General features: G+C 56.1%; 22 protein-coding genes and 2 pseudogenes. 18 read left to right on the top strand and 6 right to left on the bottom strand.

Going from position 1 to position 20322, the window contains the following annotated elements; translation table 11 throughout:
* The 3 genes and pseudogenes from PMI35_RS06195 to PMI35_RS35995 all read left to right on the top strand — a co-directional run.
* On the top strand, positions 1–336 hold a 336-nt coding region (locus tag PMI35_RS06195; protein ID WP_008064195.1), incomplete at its 5' end, for an aldehyde dehydrogenase family protein.
* An 808-nt stretch (positions 337–1144) separates the two neighbouring features.
* Positions 1145–1855 (top strand): hypothetical protein, encoded by a 711-nt coding sequence (locus PMI35_RS06200; RefSeq protein ID WP_008064192.1) that lies wholly within the window; start codon positions 1145–1147, stop codon positions 1853–1855.
* Between the two features lie 256 nt (positions 1856–2111).
* Positions 2112–2406, top strand: a pseudogene (locus PMI35_RS35995) (hypothetical protein); the annotation flags it as partial.
* Positions 2407–2707: 301 nt separating this feature from the next.
* Here the strand turns inward: PMI35_RS35995 and PMI35_RS34760 are convergent.
* The 3 genes and pseudogenes from PMI35_RS34760 to PMI35_RS35510 all read right to left on the bottom strand — a co-directional run.
* The gene (locus PMI35_RS34760) at positions 2708–2980 is read right to left on the bottom strand and encodes a hypothetical protein (protein WP_157295795.1); all 273 of its coding nucleotides are present in this window, start codon (positions 2978–2980) and stop codon (positions 2708–2710) included.
* A gap of 47 nt (positions 2981–3027) precedes the next feature.
* Entirely contained in the window at positions 3028–3186 is a 159-nt protein-coding gene (locus tag PMI35_RS34755) for a hypothetical protein (RefSeq protein ID WP_157295793.1), read from the bottom strand.
* A 451-nt stretch (positions 3187–3637) separates the two neighbouring features.
* Positions 3638–3730 (bottom strand): annotated as a pseudogene (locus PMI35_RS35510) (LysR family transcriptional regulator); the annotation flags it as partial.
* On the opposite strand from PMI35_RS35510, the gene PMI35_RS06205 reads away from it, so the two are divergent.
* The 4 genes from PMI35_RS06205 to PMI35_RS0133010 all read left to right on the top strand — a co-directional run bounded on the left by PMI35_RS06205 (position 3715) and on the right by PMI35_RS0133010 (position 7768).
* Entirely contained in the window at positions 3715–3906 is a 192-nt protein-coding gene (locus PMI35_RS06205) for a cupin domain-containing protein (RefSeq protein ID WP_238543203.1), read from the top strand. The pseudogene PMI35_RS35510 and the gene PMI35_RS06205 overlap by 16 nt on opposite strands.
* Positions 3907–4202: 296 nt before the next feature.
* Positions 4203–5009: a lytic transglycosylase domain-containing protein gene (locus tag PMI35_RS06215; RefSeq protein WP_008064180.1), complete on the top strand. Its 807-nt coding sequence runs from the start codon at positions 4203–4205 to the stop codon at positions 5007–5009.
* Between the two features lie 222 nt (positions 5010–5231).
* The gene (locus tag PMI35_RS06220; RefSeq protein WP_008064178.1) at positions 5232–5657 is read left to right on the top strand and encodes a GNAT family N-acetyltransferase; all 426 of its coding nucleotides are present in this window, start codon (positions 5232–5234) and stop codon (positions 5655–5657) included.
* Between the two features lie 1505 nt (positions 5658–7162).
* The gene (locus tag PMI35_RS0133010; RefSeq protein ID WP_008064175.1) at positions 7163–7768 is read left to right on the top strand and encodes a hypothetical protein; all 606 of its coding nucleotides are present in this window, start codon (positions 7163–7165) and stop codon (positions 7766–7768) included.
* A gap of 317 nt (positions 7769–8085) precedes the next feature.
* On the opposite strand, the gene PMI35_RS06230 is transcribed toward PMI35_RS0133010, so the two are convergent.
* Positions 8086–9087 carry a hypothetical protein gene (locus PMI35_RS06230; protein WP_008064174.1) on the bottom strand — a complete coding sequence of 334 codons (1002 nt, stop codon included), beginning with the start codon at positions 9085–9087 and terminating at the stop codon, positions 8086–8088.
* 19 nt (positions 9088–9106) lie between these two features.
* Here PMI35_RS06230 and PMI35_RS06235 point away from each other — a divergent pair, with 19 nt between their 5' ends.
* The 3 genes from PMI35_RS06235 (at position 9107) to PMI35_RS06245 (ending at position 10227) form a co-directional block, all read left to right on the top strand.
* Positions 9107–9598, top strand: coding sequence for a DMT family transporter (locus tag PMI35_RS06235; RefSeq protein WP_238543202.1), 492 nt, complete (start codon positions 9107–9109; stop codon positions 9596–9598).
* 66 nt (positions 9599–9664) lie between these two features.
* Positions 9665–10033, top strand: a complete 369-nt coding sequence (locus PMI35_RS06240) for a hypothetical protein (protein WP_008064166.1) — start codon at positions 9665–9667, stop codon at positions 10031–10033.
* Positions 10034–10035: 2 nt separating this feature from the next.
* On the top strand, positions 10036–10227 hold the full coding sequence (locus tag PMI35_RS06245) for a DUF1289 domain-containing protein (protein WP_008064164.1): 192 nt from the start codon (positions 10036–10038) through the stop codon (positions 10225–10227).
* Positions 10228–10276: 49 nt separating this feature from the next.
* On the opposite strand, the gene PMI35_RS06250 is transcribed toward PMI35_RS06245, so the two are convergent.
* On the bottom strand, positions 10277–12403 hold the full coding sequence (locus tag PMI35_RS06250; protein ID WP_008064161.1) for a TonB-dependent siderophore receptor: 2127 nt from the start codon (positions 12401–12403) through the stop codon (positions 10277–10279).
* Positions 12404–12598: 195 nt separating this feature from the next.
* On the opposite strand from PMI35_RS06250, the gene PMI35_RS0133005 reads away from it, so the two are divergent.
* Together PMI35_RS0133005 and PMI35_RS06255 are read left to right on the top strand one after the other, a co-directional pair.
* Positions 12599–13261, top strand: a complete 663-nt coding sequence (locus PMI35_RS0133005) for an eCIS core domain-containing protein (protein ID WP_008064159.1) — start codon at positions 12599–12601, stop codon at positions 13259–13261.
* Between the two features lie 126 nt (positions 13262–13387).
* A complete protein-coding gene (locus PMI35_RS06255) occupies positions 13388–13669 on the top strand; it encodes a hypothetical protein (protein WP_008064157.1) in 282 nt (93 codons plus the stop codon).
* A gap of 13 nt (positions 13670–13682) precedes the next feature.
* On the opposite strand, the gene PMI35_RS06260 is transcribed toward PMI35_RS06255, so the two are convergent.
* Positions 13683–14606 carry a LysR family transcriptional regulator gene (locus tag PMI35_RS06260; RefSeq protein WP_008064155.1) on the bottom strand — a complete coding sequence of 308 codons (924 nt, stop codon included), beginning with the start codon at positions 14604–14606 and terminating at the stop codon, positions 13683–13685.
* A 370-nt stretch (positions 14607–14976) separates the two neighbouring features.
* Between PMI35_RS06260 and PMI35_RS06265 the strand changes: the two genes are divergently transcribed.
* From PMI35_RS06265 to PMI35_RS06290, 6 genes are all read left to right on the top strand, one after another.
* Positions 14977–16272, top strand: a complete 1296-nt coding sequence (locus tag PMI35_RS06265) for an MFS family transporter (protein WP_032831974.1) — start codon at positions 14977–14979, stop codon at positions 16270–16272.
* A gap of 221 nt (positions 16273–16493) precedes the next feature.
* Positions 16494–17033, top strand: coding sequence for a thiamine pyrophosphate-binding protein (locus PMI35_RS06270; protein WP_008064150.1), 540 nt, complete (start codon positions 16494–16496; stop codon positions 17031–17033).
* Positions 17021–17617 carry a thiamine pyrophosphate-dependent enzyme gene (locus PMI35_RS06275; RefSeq protein WP_008064148.1) on the top strand — a complete coding sequence of 199 codons (597 nt, stop codon included), beginning with the start codon at positions 17021–17023 and terminating at the stop codon, positions 17615–17617. Before PMI35_RS06270 ends, PMI35_RS06275 begins: the two co-directional genes overlap by 13 nt.
* 66 nt (positions 17618–17683) lie before the next feature.
* The gene (locus PMI35_RS06280; RefSeq protein WP_008064146.1) at positions 17684–18847 is read left to right on the top strand and encodes an acyl-CoA dehydrogenase family protein; all 1164 of its coding nucleotides are present in this window, start codon (positions 17684–17686) and stop codon (positions 18845–18847) included.
* Positions 18848–18866: 19 nt separating this feature from the next.
* A complete protein-coding gene (locus PMI35_RS06285; RefSeq protein WP_008064144.1) occupies positions 18867–20069 on the top strand; it encodes a CaiB/BaiF CoA transferase family protein in 1203 nt (400 codons plus the stop codon).
* Between the two features lie 42 nt (positions 20070–20111).
* A partial coding sequence (locus PMI35_RS06290) for an electron transfer flavoprotein subunit beta/FixA family protein (protein ID WP_008064141.1) occupies positions 20112–20322 on the top strand: 211 nt, incomplete at its 3' end.

Raw genomic sequence — 20322 nt, 5'->3', positions numbered from 1 at the left:
ATGCGCGTGTTCCAGGAAGAAATCTTCGGCCCGGTGGTGAGCATCACCACCTTCAAGGACGAAGCCGAAGCCCTGGCCATCGCCAACGACACCGAGTTCGGCCTCGGTGCCGGCCTCTGGACCCGCGACATCAACCGCGCCTACCGCATGGGCCGCGCGATCAAGGCCGGTCGCGTGTGGACCAACTGCTACCACCTGTACCCGGCACACGCCGCGTTCGGTGGCTACAAGAAATCCGGCGTCGGCCGTGAAACCCACAAGATGATGCTCGACCACTATCAGCAGACCAAAAACCTGCTGGTGAGCTATGACATCAATCCGTTGGGCTTCTTTTAGGACTCCTGGCACCAGACGATCAATCGATCGTGAACACATGCTCCGTCGTTGGATAACGTAACGCCTTATCCGGCCCTCAACGCACGGAGCATGAGCATTTACTAAGGGTTGGGTGGTAGCTGAAAGGGCAGCAATCGGCCAAAATCGGACGTTCGCGGACGCAGTTAACGACCATGAACGAACCACAGCATAAAGCTAATCCGGCAAGGCAAATTTAGTTAGTGGAGCTCTTGGTTTATTAAATCGATAAATGCACACGATTGTGCAAACTAGTCTTTACTCATCACTACTAGCCCACTCTGTCATGCTCCTTCTATGGGCCAACCGGAGGATATATGGCCAGTCTGGAGAAGAAGCAAGTACAACTCATCGCTTGGCTCAATCGAGCACTTGTTCATACGGTGCTCCTGACCGACTGCAAGAATAGCCTTGGACCGCCCGTCGAAAGCCCTACGAGTGCATTGCACTATCTCCGTCAATGTTTCGCGAATCAGGCGCGGTACACCATCGAAGGGGTTGAGCATTTGGCCAAAGCACATCAACTCGTCCTTCGGATACGTAAACGTTTGAGGTTTTTTTATCAGTCGCATGTTTTCCTTTTTGGTCAGCGGCTGGATGATCACCATTCTAGTGCGGACAATACTCGCCTCAGTCCCTGTCTTTTATTATCTGAATGTGTCCGGTGCAGCCAAAGCCCCCTCACTTATCGCCGCAGCGCCCCAGGGTTCTACCCAAACTAAGAGGATGTCGCCACGACAACCGCAGCAGCCAAAGCCTCGGACGATACCTTTCTCGAAGGAGACTTCAAATGAGTGAAAAAAAAGATATCTGGGATTTAGTTAGCATCATGGCCGGAGTTATTGGTGGCGTATTAATTCCCACCGCTCTTTTTTATGCTAGCCACTCCATTTCTGAGTCTGAAAAAAACAATGCCATTCTTCAGTCAAGGGCTGCAAACATGATGGGCCTCATACAGCATCTTTCAAGCAGCAATGAAAAGGAGAGAATTATCGCCTCTGAGGTTGCCCTAAGCATGAGTAAAAACAATCAACTTCCTTCCGAATTAGTTCCCACTATTGCGAGGTTCGCTGCTCATGATAAAAACTCGGAAGTCGCTCAGGTATCCACTCAGACATTGATCAATGCTGCAAAACAGGACTCTCCCTCCCAGGGAATTGCTCAGGACGCATTCAAAGGAGTTAAACCGAGAGTTTATTTTCACATCCCTAACGACACGCTCAAGAAAACTGCAGCAAACATTTCAAAACAGCTTCAGAAAAAATCCTTTGACAACGGCTTTGAGGTAGTAGTCCCTGGGATTGATGTGCGAAAAGGACCTAGAACAAACGAATTACGTTTCTTTAAGGATAGTGAAAGAAATGAGGCCATGAAGATTCAGGATGAATTAAAGGCTCTGGGCGTCAGCACAAAGTTAGTGGACTTCTCATCAACTTACGAGAACTCAAGCAATATACGCCCTTTACATTTTGAGCTTTGGTATGGATGGGAAGCAACTTGATGCGTACATTGCTAAAATCAAAAATGGTCTATATGTTGCACTATTCTTTCGTGCGCTTCAGCCATTTGCTGCCGCTGGCAACTGTCAGCTTAGGGTCGGTTAGCGACCATCACGCACAATGACTGATCCACCCTTGACCTACCTCAACGTGGAGGACAAGCTATTTAAGGCTATTGCAACGTACAACAATCAGCCTTGGAACAAGGGAAAGCTTGTCGGGCAGAAAGCCCCGCTTCGAGGCAGAGATATCTAGGCCATCCGGATCAGACTCCAACTCGCGGAGAAGATACGGGATCCGGCTCTCTTCAACTTGTCCAGCGACAGCAAGCTGCACGCTTGTGACTTAGCCAATCTGTGAGAACGAAACGTAGCCCATGTGATGCATGTGTAGTCACGAGCCATTGTGATGCAGCAGAAAACTCAGCACCCAGTCAAGTTTGAAATCACTGAACAGACCCGAACGGCTCTCGAGGCGTGGATACATCAGGCCATCTCCGCAGTGAGGATTTTTGTTTCCGACCCGGCTGCATGGCTCAGATCATCTCTCCACCATACGAAGCTCGATAGCACTGCCAGGTACTTGGGCATCGAGGTCGACGCTCTGTAAATGGCAGAGCAGACAAGCAGACAGTAGCTGACCATCACTGCGACGGTCTTGGTCAGACCGTCGCTATCTGCCCCTTTACAGACGCTCATAGTGCTGATAAACATTTTGATAGGAGTAAGCGCAGCTGAATCGAAAGTCGATTCCCACTAGCATGAGTAGACTGAGAGAATCGCTTTCCGCCCAGCACGCGATACCTAGGCGTTATTTAAATGCCCATTGCTTCTTCTAAAGATCAAACGGTGCATTCAGATCACGACTAAAGCTCGTTCATGTAGCTCGCTACAAAACTCTACAATATTGCTGCCAAACTCTCTTTTTCCGCTATGATTTTCTGGATTGTTCAATGTTCCGGATTCAATGGCGGCTGATATTTTTCCAAGCAAATCGTTCAGGTCGTCAGTTTGAAGGATTTTTTTGTTGCGAAGATAAAAATCTCTAGCGTTTTGCGCGTAGAAATTTATCGAAAATTGAACGGCCGCTGTACCATCATGAGGATTTCGTGTATTTACACCTACCAATTCTCGCTCGAACTTTCTATAAATATCAAGGTACTCTTTTTTGGCGATTATAATGCCTCGACATCTGCTTTAGCTAATAGCTCTTTTCTAATAAAATCATTCCTCTTCCGACTTTGTACGACCGCATAGATACCAGATGCACCTGCCACCAAAAGTGTGACTACACCAGCAATTAGAGCTGCAACAATATTGGAATCGGCGAACATAATCAATTACCTCATAATCAAAAGCATCGACTGGAATGATAGCTCTGGTTGTTTGATGGCCAATGGCTGATCGTAGGCGAATTACATCTTGAATGAAAAGCTCACATCAGACCAAGCATAGCTACACTTAAGCCATGGCACCACAGTCATCAGCGGGGTCCACTTCTATCTAGTACGCGACTGTCGACAATGCCAAGTAGATGTGATGCCATGATTCATTTCCCGCGGCGCCCTCAAGTCCTACATGGCAATGGCTTGGCTCTCTCCAGATTCATCAACGCTTGCCGTTCGAGCCAGAACTATGCCGTGGCGAAGCTGAAATCACACTGCTCCATTTCCCCTATGGTACGTCCCAGAAACGCGCAGCCGATTGCTGCCCTTCGTGATAGGCAGCTATCGGCTGAAGGAGACATTCGTCTGCGTCGGAATGCCCCCATCCACTCGTCAGGCATTAAGCACTGTTGGGATGGTCGTGTATGAACTCGATGAACCGCCGGGTCTTCGCAGGAAGCAGCCGTGTTTCGGTCAGTGCGCAGACCGAGATGCGAGTGCGACTATGACGAGATGTGCCACATCCTCGAAGGCACCGTGCGCCTGACCGATGCGGACGGCGTGGCGAAGACCTTCGGGCCGGGGGATTCGTTCGTGGTAGCGGCGGGGTTCAAGGGAACCTGGGAAAACATCACGCCGGTGCGCAAGGTATATTTCATTCTCGGATGAGTTCGGCCCGGGCGGATAACGATAACAACTTTGCCATCGCCTACCTGGGCCTGTTCCGCCCGGCTCCGGGTCCGTCACCCGCGGATCGGACTTGCGCCCCGCCCTGGCAAACCGGGACGACGCGTCGTGCGAGCAATCAGGCCTGCGCCTCGCCTGGGAATGCCGGCAGCCCGTATGTCAACGCAAGTTCCAAGGCCGGTTACAAGGGGTATAACTATCAGAACAAAAGACGAATAGGCCAGCACCTGGGCCAGGCGCCCCAGGCCTGATCGGCGCCTTCGGCGCGGAGCGATGTGATGAATTGCAGAGCATGGCGATGGGCTCGCAAGAGCCTTCTTGGCTGCATCGAGCTGGCCTTGCTGGTCACTCCACTGTGCGCCAGCGCCATGTTCAAGTGCCAAGCCAGAGACGGAGCCATCAGCTACACCAGCCAAGCCATCGCCAGCGCCCGCTGCACTCGCCTCAATGACATGGCGGGCGCCGGTGACGGCGCCAAGGCAATGGCCCTGCCACGGGTTGTGCGGAACGACGACTCAGGCGCGGTGCGGATTCGGGTGTACACCTTCGTCCACAAGGGTATTCGTCAATATGTGAGCCGGCGCCCCGTCGGGATCTCCGCACGGGTCGATGTCCTTGAGCTCTATTACATCAAAGGCTGCTATCTGTGCATGGCGCCGAAGGACTTCAAGGTCGCCTCACTGCGCCTGGACACCCAATCCTATCGGCGGGAGATCGAAGCCGCGTCGGGTCAATATGGTGTCGACAGGGCGCTGGTCCGCGCAGTGATACATGCCGAATCGGCGTTTCGCCCCAACGTCATTTCCGTAGCCGGTGCCCAGGGGCTGATGCAGTTGATGCCCGCCACCGCCGAGCGCTTCGACGTGGACGATCCGTTCGACGCACGACAGAACATTCGTGGCGGCGTGCGCTACCTGGCCTGGCTGCTCAAGCGCTTCAACGGCAACCAGGTGCTGGCGTTGGCAGGTTACAACGCCGGCGAAGCGTCCGTAGTCGAGTACAACGGGGTGCCTCCCTACACCGAGACGCAATCCTACGTCACCCGCGTGCAGTCCTTGACCGAACGCTATCGCAACCATCGCTAGTACCGTAGGGCGCATAACCCGGTATAGGTAATACGCAGGGCGGGGAATAGCTCAACCGTACTTCCACACTCACCGGAAGCTATCGACCCATATCGGCCCTCGGTGAGGGGCGGAAACCGGCCAAAGCAGCCGTCCAGAATTGATGCATTTAATGATTCGCCATAGGGTTACAGAAATGGGCTACCTTGTTGACCCATTTATTCATAGCTCAGGGAGAGCGCTATGTCTGTAGAAATCCAGCTTTCGGAAAATGCGACTGAAGCAGAGCGGTTAGAAATTCTGACTCCATTACTGGCCCATAATTTGGCCAACGGTGGGGACGACGCCCATGAAACATTTGCCCTGTTGCTACGTACCCCTGACAGTAACGAAGTTATAGGTGGGCTGTACGGCAAGGTTTCATATCAATGGCTGCTCATTGATCTTGTCAGCGTTCCCGAGTCGATGCGTGGCCGAGGTATAGGAGAACGGCTAATGCGCATGGCCGAAGATATCGCTCATAAAAAGAACTGCACTGGTATCTGGCTGGAGACCTTCAGCTTTCAGGCACCAGGCTTTTATCAAAAACTGGGTTACTCCGAATTCGGACGCCTGGCAGACTATCCACCGGGACATACCCGGTTCTATTACCAGAAGCTGTTGCGTTGACTTGAGACCGGCTAATGGGCGTCCCCCTTTGCCGTCCCCTTTGCCGCTGCTCAGATTCGCGGATAGTAAGCGCCATTCATGGCGCATCGCGCTTGCGTCCCCATGCCGCTGGAATCTCCTGTGTCACAAACCTCGACTGAGCAGGCTGAGCACCGCGCTTTTCGGTTCATTCCTATATCATCAAGACCTTTTTTCCGGGCGTATCTGAGTAGGACGCGCTGCCAGCGATGCGAGCACCGGCACCACTGAAAACCCGGTGAATCGTCAGGCAATTCTAAAGGAAACGCTCGGCATTTTCTGAGTGCAAAGGGTTCTCTGAGTCGGGCCGATTGCGCGTAAAAATGCGTTTGAGTCTTAATCGAAGGACGCGATTTTCGTCTCAGGCATCACTCGAATTCATCGGAGAATCTTTTTGGCGACATATTTAAGCGGAGCGTGAGTATTTCGCATAAGCTAGTAAGACACTACAGAGGCAGGCTGCCGCAATGCTCACTTTCGCAGTGTTGGCTCTCAACTTAGTTGCCCTTGCCGGCATAGTGTTAGGGCTACTTCTTCGCGCACCTCGGGTTCGGTCAGCCCTAGAACTCGCCTACATTCATACCTCTGACCTTGCGGACAGCCGTAGTGATAACGAAGCAACACGGGCGCTAGTTTGGGCCTTTACGCGCACTGCGCTCTTAAATTCCCACGGAAAACTTAGTCTACGAAAAACGCTTGTTGTCTCATTAATATCTTCTGTCGTATTCACAATCGGTCTGACACCCATGTTCGGACGCTTTTTTTCGACACTTGCTGGCACCATGCCTTCCGAATCGTACCTAGGGACCATAATATTTTATTTGATGGCTTGGCCGGGTCATTTTATCTACGACTACATAATCTGCTCTGCCCTTCTGAGAATCAGCAAAACCGGGAATCGACGTTCGTTCTCTAAACAAACGGGGTATATGATCTTAGCATTTTCTGCAGCGTCATTTCTACCGATGCTCATAATGTGGGCATATAGCATTGTACGGTTTACTTTGCCAAACATGCTGGTCAAAGAAAGCATGAACAACTGGGATCTATTGTTACTCGTACCATTCTTTTGGAACGCACCAACATTCCTATGGCTTGGCGTCTTGCGACTGTTTGAAATTTATGCACTACCTGATGCCATGGCAGCGCGCGATATAGCGATTTTATTTCTATCTAGCATCGTTAGTTCATGCATAGTATTTTTTGACCTACTTGCGCGCGGTTTAGTTGTTAATAGGTCAGCAATGAACTTTTTTGCGAACACGGCTCTTCGCCTATCCCAAACGAATGCCGATCACGTCTTCAACGTATCTATGATCGCCTTCACCATTGGTAATGGACTCTGCCAGCTATTTGGCATATCAATCAGGTAGTAGTGCTGGTCGTTTTTAACGCTCTACTCAGTTTACCGCGCAGGTAATGCCGTCGATGCACTCTTCATCTACAAGGAATACACTCGCGATACTGACTATCTGGGGCGTGTCGCATTGAACCTGTTCGATCTGTTGAAACTGTGGGAGCCGACGTTTTCGCCGGAAAAGGCCAAGGTCCACTTGGCCAGGTACAACGGCGAGGATCATCCGCTCGACGTGTTCATACAGGGAGGCTTCGACAAGTGGCAGAGCCGGCAAAGCAACCGCAATTTTAAGCTGCCCTACGTGGTTTCGCTTATTCAGGCCGGCAGTCCAACCCGCTGGTTGTTTGCGGGTCTGTTTCGGACGATGGAGTGTGTCGAAAGAGTCGGCCCCAAGCCTGACTATATCTACACCCTGGAGCGAGTGCCGGCGGCCGAGGAGTGGGTGGGGCGGCTGTATCTGAGCAGCAACTACACCAAACGTAACTCCTACCCGTACGGTGAAACCCTGGCTGGCGACTTGGCAGTGACTGAACTGCTGGCCGAACGCCTCAGCATTGGCCATTTTCCCGGCTTCAAAAAGGTCAACCTGACCAAAAGCCAGCTCGATGTGGTGGTGCAGCAGCACGTTGACTCCTGGCGCTCGGCCCTGTCGAGCGTCAAGGGCATCTACCTCATCACCGATACCCATACCGGTAAGCTCTACGTGGGCAAGGCCGACGGGGAGACAGGTATTTAGGGGCGCTGGTGCACGTATTCGACGACCAGCCATGGCCACAATGTGGCGCTCAAGCGGGAGTTTGGCATTGATGCTCCGCCCGAACGCGAAAAGGATTTGCGATTCTCATTGCTGGAGATCGCAGACCTGCACGCGATGCCGGGGGAAATTGATGCCCGCGAGAGCCATTGGAAGGAAATCTTGTTGGCCCGGTCGCATGGTTACAACCTCAACTAGTCACCAGACGGAAATATTGGATACCACCGGACCACAACGCCCATTGAGCCATGGGGGGCCAGGTTGAATGCAACACCTGGACGCAGGACCGCGAAATGCCCCTACTTGTTGGTGAGAGAAGAGGACTCCACACTGGGCGCATCCTCCTTAATGTAGGGCTGTTCGAACCTCGCCTTCATGTATTTCCCCTCACAAGACTTGAACTCGCTTGCGTGGAGTATTTTGAGTGGCTCGGACGGTTTCAGCGGCTCTGTCGCTGGAACGTCCTTGTACTCCATGTAGTCGGCGGCAAACAGCATCTGTCGGGCGATCCCCCACCGATAATGGGCATAGATGCCGTTCGACTTGATCAGGTTAAAATTGTCCACCGTATGTTCTTCCTTCGCCCCGATATTGCCCCATCCCGGGATCAGGAAACTCCACCGCTCTTTACGCAAGCCCGACAGAAATTCGCCGTCTGAAGCCACCAACCAGATCTTGTCGTTGAGATCGCTGTTCGAGTAGATTTTAGGACTAGGATTGAAGGCCCATGCTTCGTCAATGAAAGGCGCTGCCACCCGACTTTTCACCACATGCACGGCGAGTCCGCCACCAAGCGAAATACCGGTCACTACCACCTTGGCCCCCTTCATGCGCAGATCATAAACACGCGGATCGTCCAGCATTTTCAGGGTGTACGTCATGGCCTGGGAATACTGCGTAATGCTGGACAATAGATTGGTGCCCACCCAGTCCGCTGCGTCGTTGGAACCAGCGAAAGCGATAATGATTTCTTCCCGCCCACCTGGGTTGAGTGGGTGGCGAAGAAAGGTCGTTGCCTCGAAGCCTGAGTGCTTCCGGACTGGCTTATCAATTATCTCTAGGTATTCGGGGCGGATGAACTTGTGGGCGTTTCCTTCGCGGTTATCGGCCTGAAGGGTCAGTGCGGAGGCTAAGGCATACATATAGCCTCGCTGCGCTACCCTCCCGGTTTTGGTGCTAAACGGACCAGCATCAGCCTTGATGAATCGGTTGTTGCACCAGATATAGCCTTTCTCTCCCATGGTGCCATCAATGCACCCACCGAGAACCGACAGCGACAGGATCAGCGCGATTTTTTTCATTGATTGCCCTGGGTGACTTATGAGCGGATACATCAGCTATAGCTTCCCGTTCAGCAATATCAAGTCGCCAGCTCCGGGCGACGATGACATTGCACAATGTCCATTTCGAACACTGAACGATTACCGAACTTATTTGGCGCGCCTTCATCGGCTCGCCTTTTTTTGCCCCTACAGGTTTCATCGAATGACTTACAACACATCCTGGTTACTGCTGATCGTTGCCGGATTCCTGGAGATTTTTTTTGCGGTCGGGTTGAAATCCGCGAACGGCCTTGAACGGCCCTGGCTGCTGGTCGGCACGGTCGTCGTCCTGGCCGGCAGTTTGTGCTTGTTGACGATGGCCTTGCGCGTGCTGCCCGTCGGCACCGCCTATGCGGTCTGGACTGGCATCGGCGCTGCCGGCACTGCCATCGTCGGCATGTATTGGCTGGGTGACACGGTATCGTTCTGGAGACTGGTCTGGATCGGCTTGATCCTGTTGAGTGTCGCCGGACTTCGCTGGGCAACCTGAACAGATTAGACTTTGCATATCCGGTGCAGAACACCTCCCATTTTTTGATCTCCAAAGGAGCCCGCCATGCCCCTGGGCAAACGTGAACTTGCACGGATCGAGCGCCGCTTGATAGCGACACTGACAGACGCCTGCGAAACAGCAAAATCTGAAATCAAAGGCTTTACCTGGCTCACTCATACGGCTGACTTGAACGCGCTTGCCCAAACACTGAAGGTGACCTGGGTGTTCGAAACGCTGGCGGACAAAAAGCTCGCCCAGGCTAACGCGAAAGTGCGGATTCTTGAGCTGACGGCCGTCGCGCTGAACGAGGCAAACATTGATCTGGAGGCTTCGGATCACACTGTCCGATTCGACTCTGAAGAGGAGTGCCAACGCGCCCATGGCGGCGATTGGCAAAAACGCCTGGCATCAAGCGCGACCAGGGGCCATTGACGATGGCCAAGGAAATCGAAAACCCATGCATTTCCGTTTGCCAGTTGAGTGGCGATCTGTGCGTGAGCTGCGGGCGCAGCAAGGAAGACATCAAGAAGTGGAAACGCATGAAGCGGCCGGAAAAAATGGCCGCAGTGCAACGGGCGAATGTACGTTTGAAAGGGCTGAAGAAGACTCAAGGCAAAGGGCCTTGATCCGTTCACTCACCCGCCTGTAACTCGGCGGGCGAGTAAACGTGCTGCATCACAACGTGTAGGAAATACCGACCTGAACCGTCCTCGGCGCACCCGGGTAGGCATAGACGTTACCAAAGGCGCCTTCTTCATAATCCCGGTCGAACACGTTCTTCACATCGAGATTCAGCCGGACCTTGTCGTTGACCTGATAGAAGCCGAGCAGATCGACGACGGTGTAGCTGCCCATCGAAAACGCCGTGTTGGCCGTCTGCCCTGCACGCTCATCGACGTACTTGAGCCCGGTGCCCAGCCCCAGCCCCCTGAACGCGCCATCCTGGAATTCATAGACGTTGAGCAGGCTGAAGCTGTTCTTCGGAATGTTCATCAACCGGGTGCCCGACTCGATCACGTTGTCCTGGGTGACCTCGGCGTCGACATAGGCATAGCCGCCAATCACCCGCCATTCGGGGGTGACATTGCCGGCCACGTTCAGGTCAAAGCCTCGGCTGCGCACTTCGCCCGCCGCCACGCTGAAGGTCGAGTCCACGGGGTCCGTGGTCAGGACATTGCGTTTTTCAATCTGGTAGATCGCCGCGTCCACACTCAGCTCGCGATCCAGCGCTTCCCACTTGAGCCCCAGCTCATAGGACTTGCCCTTTTCCGGGTCGAAGCCGCCACCCTCGCGGCTGGCGCCGCTGTTGGGTTTGAAAGAGCGTGCGGTATTGGCATACACCGCCACGGTATCGGTCAGGTCATACAGCACGCCGAGTCGCGGCGTCACCGCGTTGTCGCTCGCCTCCCAGCTCCTGCCACCCGGCACGAAGGTTTCGTAGTCATGCTCGAAGCGCTCGAAACGCGCACCCGCCAGGACTTTCAAGCGCTCGGTCAACGCCACCTGGTCCTGGACGAAGGCGGCGTAGGTCTTGAGGTTTTCCTTGTCGTTGGTCGGCGTGCGGGTCAGGGCCGGACGAGGCTGGCCATACACCGGGTTGAAGATATCGATCGGGTAGGCAGTCACCGCACCGCTGGAGCGCTGGATGATCGACTTGTAGTCGTAATCCTCGTACTCGATGCCGGTCAGCAAGGTGTGATCGAAACCGCCCGCGGTGAAATGCCCGGTGAGATTGAGTTGGGTGTCCTTGTCGGTCCACTCCAGCTTACGGTAGTTGAAGTTGCGCCCCAGGGTGCGCCCGTCGGCGGCGACGCCGTTCGCCTCAACAGCGTTGCCCTGCAAGGTGCCATCGAGCCACTGGAAACCACCGCCCAGTGTCCAGTCGTCATTGAGGAAGTGCTCGAAACGCAGCTGGGCCATGTTGTTGTCGTTGTGCAACTTGCCGACGTCTTTTTCACCGAAGAACGTGTCGCGCGACGCGGTGCCAATCTGATTCGGATAGCGTGTCAGGCCGCGATCCAGCGGGTGATTGTTGCGCATGAAATCGGCTTCGAAGATCACCTTGGTGTCGTCGTTGGCCTGCCACGAAATAACCGGCGTCACGCCATAGCGTTCGGTTTCCACGTGATCGCGGAAGGTATCACCGCCCTCTCCCACCACGTTCAGGCGATAGGCCAGGCGGCCCTCTTCGTCGAGCGGGCCGGAGGCGTCCAGCGTGCCGCGCTTCATTCCCTGATCATCGAGCTGGCTGCCCAGTGTCACAGTGCGCTCGGCCAGCGGCTGCTTGGAGACCACGTTGAACGTGCCGCCAGGATCGCCTCGGCCGTAAAGCGTGGTCGCCGGGCCACGCAATACTTCAAGGCGCTCGATGGTGTTCGCATCCGGCATGTTCGGATAACCACGGTTGATCGGGAATCCGTTGCGATAGAACTCGCCGGTGGTAAAGCCACGCACGGTGAAGGTGGTCAGCCCCTGGCCACCGAAATTATTGGCCCGTCCCACACCGCCGGCGTAATCGAGCGCGTCCTGCAACCTGGTTGCACTGATGTCCTCGACGACGTCCTTGGGCACCACGCTGATGGACTGTGGGGTTTCGTGGATCGCCGTGTCGGTACGCGTTGCGCTGGCAGAACGGGTGGCGCGATAGCCGTCCACTGGCCCAGTGGCAGTTTCAAGGTCAGCGGTGCCAACGATGTCGGTCGCCTGCAACTCCAGACCGGTTTTAGCGGTTGTCGCTTGCTCCGCCCAGGAGGAAGTGGAAAACGCCTGAAGCACACAGATAGACAGCAGGGTACGACGCATCTAGGAAGCCTTGAGAGAATAGCCAAATGGGACGGCATACATGCCAATAATTTCGCGGCGCATGGTATACCGTATCACCTAACTTTTGATAGGCGTTCTCATTCGTATTTTCTGGGCATTGGTCTGAAAAAACCTGGATCCAGGGAATCGAACGTCATTACAACGGTCGAACCCGTGGCAGGACAACGGCGCGAAATGCTCCTGCCAAATAACCATTGCCTGCGGGAGACCCCTTTGTCAGCCGTCTTTCTACGTCAAGTCTTGCGCTTGGCGATTCCACTCCTGTGCGTTGGCACTTCGTCTGCTGCTTTGGCCTGCCCGCAAGGTCAGTACCAGGTATGTGTGGTCGCCTGTTTTTGTGCGCCAGGCTCGAAGGAGGACACCGGGGAGCTCTTCGAAAACATGAACCAGATAGCGGCCGCTGGACTTCAGAACTGGATTGTTCAATCGCGCAACACCGCGGCAGCCGGCGATGTTCAAACCATCCCGCTGAATATCCGCGCCCAGCTCGAACCCTACTATGACCTCCAGGTGCTCGACTCGGCCCGCTACAAGGTCGGCGACGACGAAGAGCTGAACGCCGCGAACACCATGCTGCAGAACCCCGATGTGAATGCCGTCACCCTTGTCGACATCATCGTCTTTCGCAGTGAGGACGATGCGCTGAACAACGTCGCGCTATGGGCCCATGAGTTGAAGCACGTGCAGCAGTACCAGCAATGGGGCGTCGGCGAGTTTGCCACTCGCTACACCCGTGACTACTCCGCCGTCGAGGCGCCCGCCTACGAGATTCAAACCCAGGTAGCCAAGGCGCTGAGAGCCAGCGCGGACCAGCCGGGGCATCCTAGAGATCAGTGAGTTCATGGGCACCTGTTGAATCCACAAAGGCGTGGATGGAGCGATGCAAAATGACAGCTAAGCTTCTTCTACTGTCGGGCGGTCTGTTCAGGCGCAGCCCTTCACCACAGCCTCGGAGAGGAGCCAATGAAACGCATCGTCATGCTCATCGCGATCTCTTTGCTTACCACTGCTTGCCAGAGCGATAACGGCGTCACCCGACTCGACAATTGTGTCTGCTATAAAACGGTCGAGGGACAGAAAACCCAAGCATCACCCATGGACTGGCAAGACCCCGATACGGTGCGCGAACAATTCTCACATTGCATTTGCCGGGCCTGGGTCGACCTGAAGAAGGCCGATGATCCCAATCAGTTTTTCGGGCCTGAGACGCAAATAAGAACGGAAATGAAATCGCCGGCAAAATAGTTTCTGTGGGCGCTCAGAGCATGTGCCCTGCCCAGATTTCGCGGCTGACCAGATCGGCGGCGATCTCGATGAAGGCCTCTCCCACAAACTTTGCGGCCGGACTGACTCGCCTGTCCGCGGGAAACACCAGGACCAGTTTACGCATGGGAGTGGGATCTACCAAAGGCGCCGCACTGAGCACTCCCGATTCAATTTGCGGGTAGATCGATGCCAGCGGTAAAGCGGTCATGCCGAAGCCACTGCGAACCAGGTCGATCATCGCGCCGAAGGAATCCGCTTCAACGCTGGTGTTGAGCTTGATACCGACTTCACGCGCACAATTATCCAGAATCACCCGAAGACTGTGGCGAGCGCTGGGCAACACCAGTGGCTGCTCGCCCAAGGACTCGAATGACACCGGCGTATCAAGGCGCAGGTTGGCGCTGGCGGGGCCGACCAGCAGCAGGTTTTCCATCATCACCGGCACGATGCGCAACGTATGCAAGGGTTGCGGATCATAAGAAATCGCCAGCTCCAATTCCCCACGCTGAACCCAATCGAGCAGGTAACCGCTAAAGGCCGAGGAGAACCTGATAGCAACATTCGGGTGATCCTGCTTGATCTTGCGCACCAGGGGAACGGTGACAATTTGCGCGACCGTCGGTGTCGTACCGATCACCACCGTGCCGCGAAAAGAAGACTTCCCGCCCACCACCGAACTGCGAATGGACTCCATCTCCTCCATGATCCGGGTGGCATGCGCCAGGACTTCACGGCCGGCATCGGTAATCTCCATGCCGCGTCCATGCCGATCGAAAAGGTAGGTCCCGAGTTCTTTTTCCAACAGGCGAATTTGCCTGCTCAATGCCGGTTGGGCGATGTGCAGCCGGTCGGAGGCCTTGCTGAGACTGCCAAGCTCGGCCACATGAATCAGGGTCTTGAGTTGAACGACATCCATTACCAGGCCAGTCAAAGTCGGGCTCGGCGCGAAGTGCGTCGAAAGTAGTCCCAGTGTAAACGCATTGGCGTGCCCTGGAATGCCGCTCCAGTGACGTGGCATGGGGCGTTGCGGCTTTCGAGTGACTGCATGCCCTGGCCCGCCGGGCCCGCAAGGCAAGCTATAGAATTTCGGTATATCAGTTAGGCCTGGTTGACGGCTTATTACCCTGGTCACTCTGGGGTAGCGTGCAATCAACGTCGAGGCCAGAAGCGCTCGACTACTACAAGAATAAGATTCGAGGGCTTGCGCCATGGCATCAACCAGCGATTCAACGCACCACACTGAAACGTGCGACCCGGTAAAAAATCCGAACCGCGTCAGAGCCATCATGGGTGCCTGCTCGGGCAATCTGGTGGAGTGGTACGACTTTTTCATTTATGCCTACACCGCAATCTACTTTGCGGCTTCGTTTTTTCCCAAAGGCGATACCACCAGCCAGCTACTGGCAACCGCTGGCGTCTTCGCCGTCGGATTTTTCATGCGCCCCCTGGGCGGCTGGATTTTCGGCTGGATCGCCGATACTCGCGGCCGGAAAGTGTCGATGATCATCTCGGTGTTCATGATGTGCGCCGGCTCACTGCTGATCGCCGTCATGCCGACCTATGAAAGCATCGGTGTGGCCGCGCCGGTCATGCTCGTCGTGGCCAGGCTGATCCAGGGCCTGTCCGTAGGCGCGGAGTACGGCACCGGTGCCACCTACATCAGTGAAATCGCGACCCCGGGTCGTCGCTGTTTCTATAGCTCGTTCCAGTACTTCACCATCATTGCCGGGCAACTCCTGGCCCTGATGACCGTGGTCATTCTTCAACAAACGCTGACCGGCGAGGAGTTGCGCGAATGGGGCTGGAGAATTCCGTTCTTCATTGGTGCCTTGAGTTCCATCGTCGTGGTGTACCTGCGCCGCGCGATGCATGAAACCGCCACCAAAAAAGACATGAACCGCAAAGACGCCGGCTCGCTGCGCGGCATGTTCAAGCACAAGCGCGCCGTGGCCCTGGTGGTCGCCTTTACCATTGGCGGTTCGCTTTACTTCTATACCTTCACCACTTACATGCAGAAGTTCCTGGTGATCTCTGCGGGCTTCAGTCCGGAAACGGTGAGCTTCATCATGACGGCCGCCCTGGTCGGTTTCATGTTCTGCCAGCCAATCTTCGGGCTGCTCGCCGACCGTATCGGGATCAAGGTGCACATGCTGCTGTTCTCCGGGTTGGCCATGCTGCTGGTGATCCCCCTGCTCTACTCATTGCAATCAGTCAGCAACCCCTTCACAGCGTTCCTGCTGGTATTTGGTGGCCTGGCTATCGCGTCGCTGTACACCCCGATTGCCGGGATCGTCAAAGCTGAACTGTTCCCGCCCGCGGTCCGTGCATTGGGTGTGGGCTTTCCGTATGCCGTCGGCAACGCGGCGTTCGGTGGTACCGCCGAATACGTCGCCCTGTCGCTTCGCTCGCAGGGTATCGAGGAGTATTTCTTCTTCTACGTCGCGGCCGTCGTCGCCATCACGTTCATCGCAGCGATGCTGATGCCCAACCTGTCCCGCCATGGTTACATCAGCGGCTCGGGAGAGATTGAAGAACGAACAGGGCTGAGAGGCTGCATCAGGTCGCAGGCTGTGAGGAGCTGAGGCACTGCCGATTAATGCTTTTTCCAAAGGGGGCCCATGATGATTCATGGGCCCCTTCACGTTTCCGGGTAACGGATAGGGAGGCTTCATCGAACGATCCACACACCCCGACCAGCTATACCAAACGGGCATATCTCAAAGACAAAAACGGTAGTCGTAGTTCGCTTCCAGCACTCCCAGAATGTGTGAAACACAAAAGCAGCACTGCTTGGGAGATGGGCATGTCAACAGAAGCTGAACACACCGTGGGACAGGATTGGCAGGAGGACGTGTTCCGCGTACTCAAGGCCCACGACGTCAAACACGTGGTCTTCGTACCGGATGCCGGCCATTCGGCGGCCATTCGTATGTCTTATGCAGATCCGGACATCAAGGCCGTCGTCCTCACCACTGAAGAAGAAGGCATCGGCTACCTGGCTGGCGCCTGGCTGGGCGGCGAACGCGGCGCTCTGCTGATGCAGTCCAGCGGCGTCGGTAACTGCATCAACACGCTGGCGCTGCAAGTCTGCGCCGGCTTCCCGCTGCTGATGGTCGTCACCATGCGTGGCGACTGGGCCGAATTCAACGCGTGGCAGAACCCTATGGGCCAGGCCACCGAAGCCTCCTTGAACCTGATGCAGGTCATGACCTGGCGCGCGGACGTGCCGCAAGACGTCGCGCCCCTTCTGCATGGCGCCGCGACCATGGCTTTCAACGGCGATAGCGCCACTGCCCTGCTGCTCGGCCAGCGCCTGATTGGAGAAAAGAAATGGGTCAAGTAAGCGCAAACCACACCCTGTGCCGCCGCGAAGTGGTGAAAACCCTCCTGGCCGACCGCAAGGACGTGCTGGTCGTGACCGGCCTGGGCTCGGCGTCCTATGACGTCATGGCGGCCGGTGACAATGACCTGAATTATTACCTCTGGGCCGCCATGGGCAGTGCCATTACCGTTGGCCTGGGCCTGGCCAATGCACAGCCTGACAAGTCGGTTGTCGTCGTCACCGGTGACGGTGAGTTGCTCATGGGCTTCGGCGCACTGGCCACCGTCGCCCTGCAAAAACCCGCCAACCTGACCATTGCTGTGTTGGACAACGGTCACTTTGGCGAGACCGGCATGCAGGTCAGCCATGCGGGCTTCGGTATTTCCCTGGACCAGGTGGCGAAAACCTGCGGCTTCAGCTGGACCGACGAAATCCGTGACATGGCAGGCGTGCACGACCTGCGAGAGCGCTTCGCAACGCGCGATGGCGTCAAGCTCGCGACCATCAAGATCAAAGCGGAAAACCCGCCACGGGTGTTGCCACCGCGTGATGGTCACTACATCAAGAACCGCTTTCGTGCTGCGCTGGGTTTCAACCCGACCTGACCCTTCCATGCCCGTACCCGCTCACGCAGGGCAGCAGCCATGCGTGACGCGCTGAGGAGAATAATAATGACTGACCGCAACGCTGACGAACTCAATGCCATCCGCGAGGGTGTACGCGCTCTTTGCGCCGAATTCGATGCCGCCTACTGGCGCAAGATTGACGAAGAAAAAGGCTTCCCGGAAACCTTCGTCAAGGCGCTGACCGACGCTGGCTGGCTGGCTGCGATGATCCCGACCGAATACGGCGGATCGGGCCTGGGACTGGCCGAGGCCTCGGTGATCCTCGAAGAAGTGAATCGCTGCGGCGGCAACTCCGGCACCGTTCACGGGCAGATGTACAACATGTTCACCCTGCTGCGTCACGGCAGCGAGGCGCAGAAAAGCTACTACCTGCCGAAACTGGCCAACGGCGAATTGCGCTTGCAATCGATGGCCGTGACCGAGCCGACTACCGGCACCGACACCACCAAGATCAAGACCACGGCAGTCAAACGCGGCGACAAATACGTGATCAACGGGCAGAAGGTATGGATCTCACGCGTCCAGCATTCCGACCTGATGATCCTGCTGGCGCGTACCACTCCCTTGGCCGACGTGAAGAAAAAGTCCGAAGGCATGTCGATCTTCCTCGTCGACCTGCGCGAGGCCATCGGTAACGGCCTGACCGTGCAACCGATCGCCAACATGGTCAACCACGAGACCAACGAGCTGTTCTTCGACAACCTGGAAATCCCCGCGGACAGCCTCATCGGCGAGGAAGGCAAAGGCTTCAGGTACATCCTCGACGGACTGAACGCCGAGCGCACCCTCATCGCCGCCGAATGCATTGGCGACGGTCGCTGGTTCATCGAAAAAGCCAGCACCTATGCCCGTGATCGCGTGGTCTTCGGTCGACCAATCGGGCAGAACCAGGGCGTGCAGTTCCCCATCGCCGAAGCCCACGTCGAAATCGAAGCGGCAGACCTGATGCGCTGGCGTGCCTGCGAGGAATATGACAACGGCATCAACGCCGGTGCCAGCGCCAACATGGCCAAGTACCTGGCGGCCAAGGCCTCCTGGGAGGCTGCCAACGCTTGCCTGCAAACCCACGGCGGATTCGGTTTTGCCTGCGAATACGACGTCGAGCGCAAGTTCCGCGAAACCCGTCTGTATCAGGTCGCCCCCATTTCCACCAACCTGATCCTCTCGTACGTCGCCGAACACCTGCTCGAACTGCCGCGCTCTTTCTAATAACAAGAGAGTTACCCTCATGAGCCAGCCCAAAGGTCCACGTCCACTCGATGGCCTGACCGTCGTCAGCCTCGAACATGCGATTGCCGCGCCCTTCTGTACCCGTCAACTGGCCGACCTCGGCGCTCGGGTGATCAAGGTCGAACGACCAGGCACGGGCGATTTCGCCCGAGGCTACGACCAGCGCGTCAACGGCCTGGCCTCGCACTTCGTGTGGACCAATCGTTCGAAAGAAAGCCTGACCCTCGACCTCAAGCAGGATTGCGCCACCGACGTACTGGACAGTTTGCTGGCCAGCGCCGATGTCCTGGTGCAGAACCTGGCCCCCGGTGCCGCAGCTCGGATGGGCCTGTCATTCGAGGCTTTGCATCAACGATTTCCGCGCCTGATCGTCTGCGACATTTCAGGCTATGGCGCCGGTGGCCCCTATGAGAAGAAGAAAGCCTACGACCTGCTGATCCAGAGTGAAGGGGGCTTTCTGTCGGTCACCGGCGGCCAGGGCGAGGAAGACATGGCCAAGGCCGGTTGTTCGATTGCCGATATCGCCGCCGGCATGTACGCCTACACCGGCATCCTGTCTGCGCTGTTGTTGCGCGAACGCACCGGTGAAGGCAGCCACCTCGATGTGTCGATGCTCGAAAGCCTGGTCGAGTGGATGAACTACCCGATGTACTACGCCTACGACAAGGCGCCTGCGCCCCCTCGCGCCGGCGCTGCGCACGCGACCATTTATCCCTACGGCCCCTTCCCCGTCGGTGACGGCACCACCGTGATGCTCGGGTTGCAGAACGAGCGTGAATGGCAGCAGTTTTGCGAGAAGGTACTGGTTACACCGGAGCTGGCCAAAGACCCGCGCTTCTCGGCTAATTTCAAACGCGTCGAGAACCGCAACGCGCTACGGGAACTGATCGTTGCAGCGTTCTCCACGCTCAGCTTCGAGGCGGTGATCGAGCGCCTGGACCAGGCGCAAATCGCCAACGCCCGAGTCAATGACATGCAAGGTGTCTGGGATCATCCGCAGCTTCAGGCCCGTGACCGTTGGCGAGAAGTCGACACCTCTGCCGGCCCCATTCCAAGCCTTATCCCCCCCGGCAGCAACAGTGCGTTCGAACCTCGCATGGATGCCGTGCCGGGCCTTGGCCAACACACCGAACAGCTGCTCACGGAATTGGGGCTGGGGGCAGATCGCATTGAAGCAATGCGTGCAGCCGGGGCCATCTGACTGCACTGCAACGATCAACGTTTTTCGAGAGAATACTGCCCAATGAAAATCCTCGTAGCCATCAAGCGTGTGGTCGACTACAACGTGAAAGTTCGCGTCAAGGCGGACCATTCCGGCGTCGACCTCGCCAACGTCAAGATGTCGATGAACCCGTTCTGCGAAATTGCCGTGGAAGAAGCCGTACGCCTCAAGGAGCAAGGTATCGCCACTGAGGTTGTGGCGGTTTCCGTAGGCCCGTCCACCGCTCAAGAGC

The organism is Pseudomonas sp. GM78 (assembly GCF_000282475.1).
Classification (GTDB): Bacteria; Pseudomonadota; Gammaproteobacteria; order Pseudomonadales; family Pseudomonadaceae; genus Aquipseudomonas.
The sequence above is the reverse complement of the archived record's forward strand: the minus strand, read 5'-3'. Positions and strand labels throughout refer to the sequence as shown.

Bases quoted from the DNA above. Each gene is read 5' to 3' on its own strand.
- PMI35_RS06255 (WP_008064157.1), top strand. From the start codon at position 13,388: ATGAAACGCATCGTCATGCTCATCGCGATCTCTTTGCTTACCACTGCT.
- PMI35_RS06275 (WP_008064148.1), top strand. From the start codon at position 17,021: ATGGGTCAAGTAAGCGCAAACCACACCCTGTGCCGCCGCGAAGTGGTG.
- PMI35_RS0133005 (WP_008064159.1), top strand. From the start codon at position 12,599: ATGCTCCTGCCAAATAACCATTGCCTGCGGGAGACCCCTTTGTCAGCC.
- PMI35_RS06200 (WP_008064192.1), top strand. From the start codon at position 1,145: ATGAGTGAAAAAAAAGATATCTGGGATTTAGTTAGCATCATGGCCGGA.
- PMI35_RS34755 (WP_157295793.1), bottom strand. From the start codon at position 3,186: ATGTTCGCCGATTCCAATATTGTTGCAGCTCTAATTGCTGGTGTAGTC.
- PMI35_RS06240 (WP_008064166.1), top strand. From the start codon at position 9,665: ATGCCCCTGGGCAAACGTGAACTTGCACGGATCGAGCGCCGCTTGATA.
- PMI35_RS06280 (WP_008064146.1), top strand. From the start codon at position 17,684: ATGACTGACCGCAACGCTGACGAACTCAATGCCATCCGCGAGGGTGTA.
- PMI35_RS06265 (WP_032831974.1), top strand. From the start codon at position 14,977: ATGGGTGCCTGCTCGGGCAATCTGGTGGAGTGGTACGACTTTTTCATT.
- PMI35_RS06215 (WP_008064180.1), top strand. From the start codon at position 4,203: ATGAATTGCAGAGCATGGCGATGGGCTCGCAAGAGCCTTCTTGGCTGC.
- PMI35_RS06270 (WP_008064150.1), top strand. From the start codon at position 16,494: ATGTCAACAGAAGCTGAACACACCGTGGGACAGGATTGGCAGGAGGAC.
- PMI35_RS06260 (WP_008064155.1), bottom strand. From the start codon at position 14,606: ATGGATGTCGTTCAACTCAAGACCCTGATTCATGTGGCCGAGCTTGGC.
- PMI35_RS06245 (WP_008064164.1), top strand. From the start codon at position 10,036: ATGGCCAAGGAAATCGAAAACCCATGCATTTCCGTTTGCCAGTTGAGT.
- PMI35_RS06230 (WP_008064174.1), bottom strand. From the start codon at position 9,087: ATGAAAAAAATCGCGCTGATCCTGTCGCTGTCGGTTCTCGGTGGGTGC.
- PMI35_RS06235 (WP_238543202.1), top strand. From the start codon at position 9,107: ATGAGCGGATACATCAGCTATAGCTTCCCGTTCAGCAATATCAAGTCG.
- PMI35_RS06220 (WP_008064178.1), top strand. From the start codon at position 5,232: ATGTCTGTAGAAATCCAGCTTTCGGAAAATGCGACTGAAGCAGAGCGG.
- PMI35_RS06250 (WP_008064161.1), bottom strand. From the start codon at position 12,403: ATGCGTCGTACCCTGCTGTCTATCTGTGTGCTTCAGGCGTTTTCCACT.
- PMI35_RS06285 (WP_008064144.1), top strand. From the start codon at position 18,867: ATGAGCCAGCCCAAAGGTCCACGTCCACTCGATGGCCTGACCGTCGTC.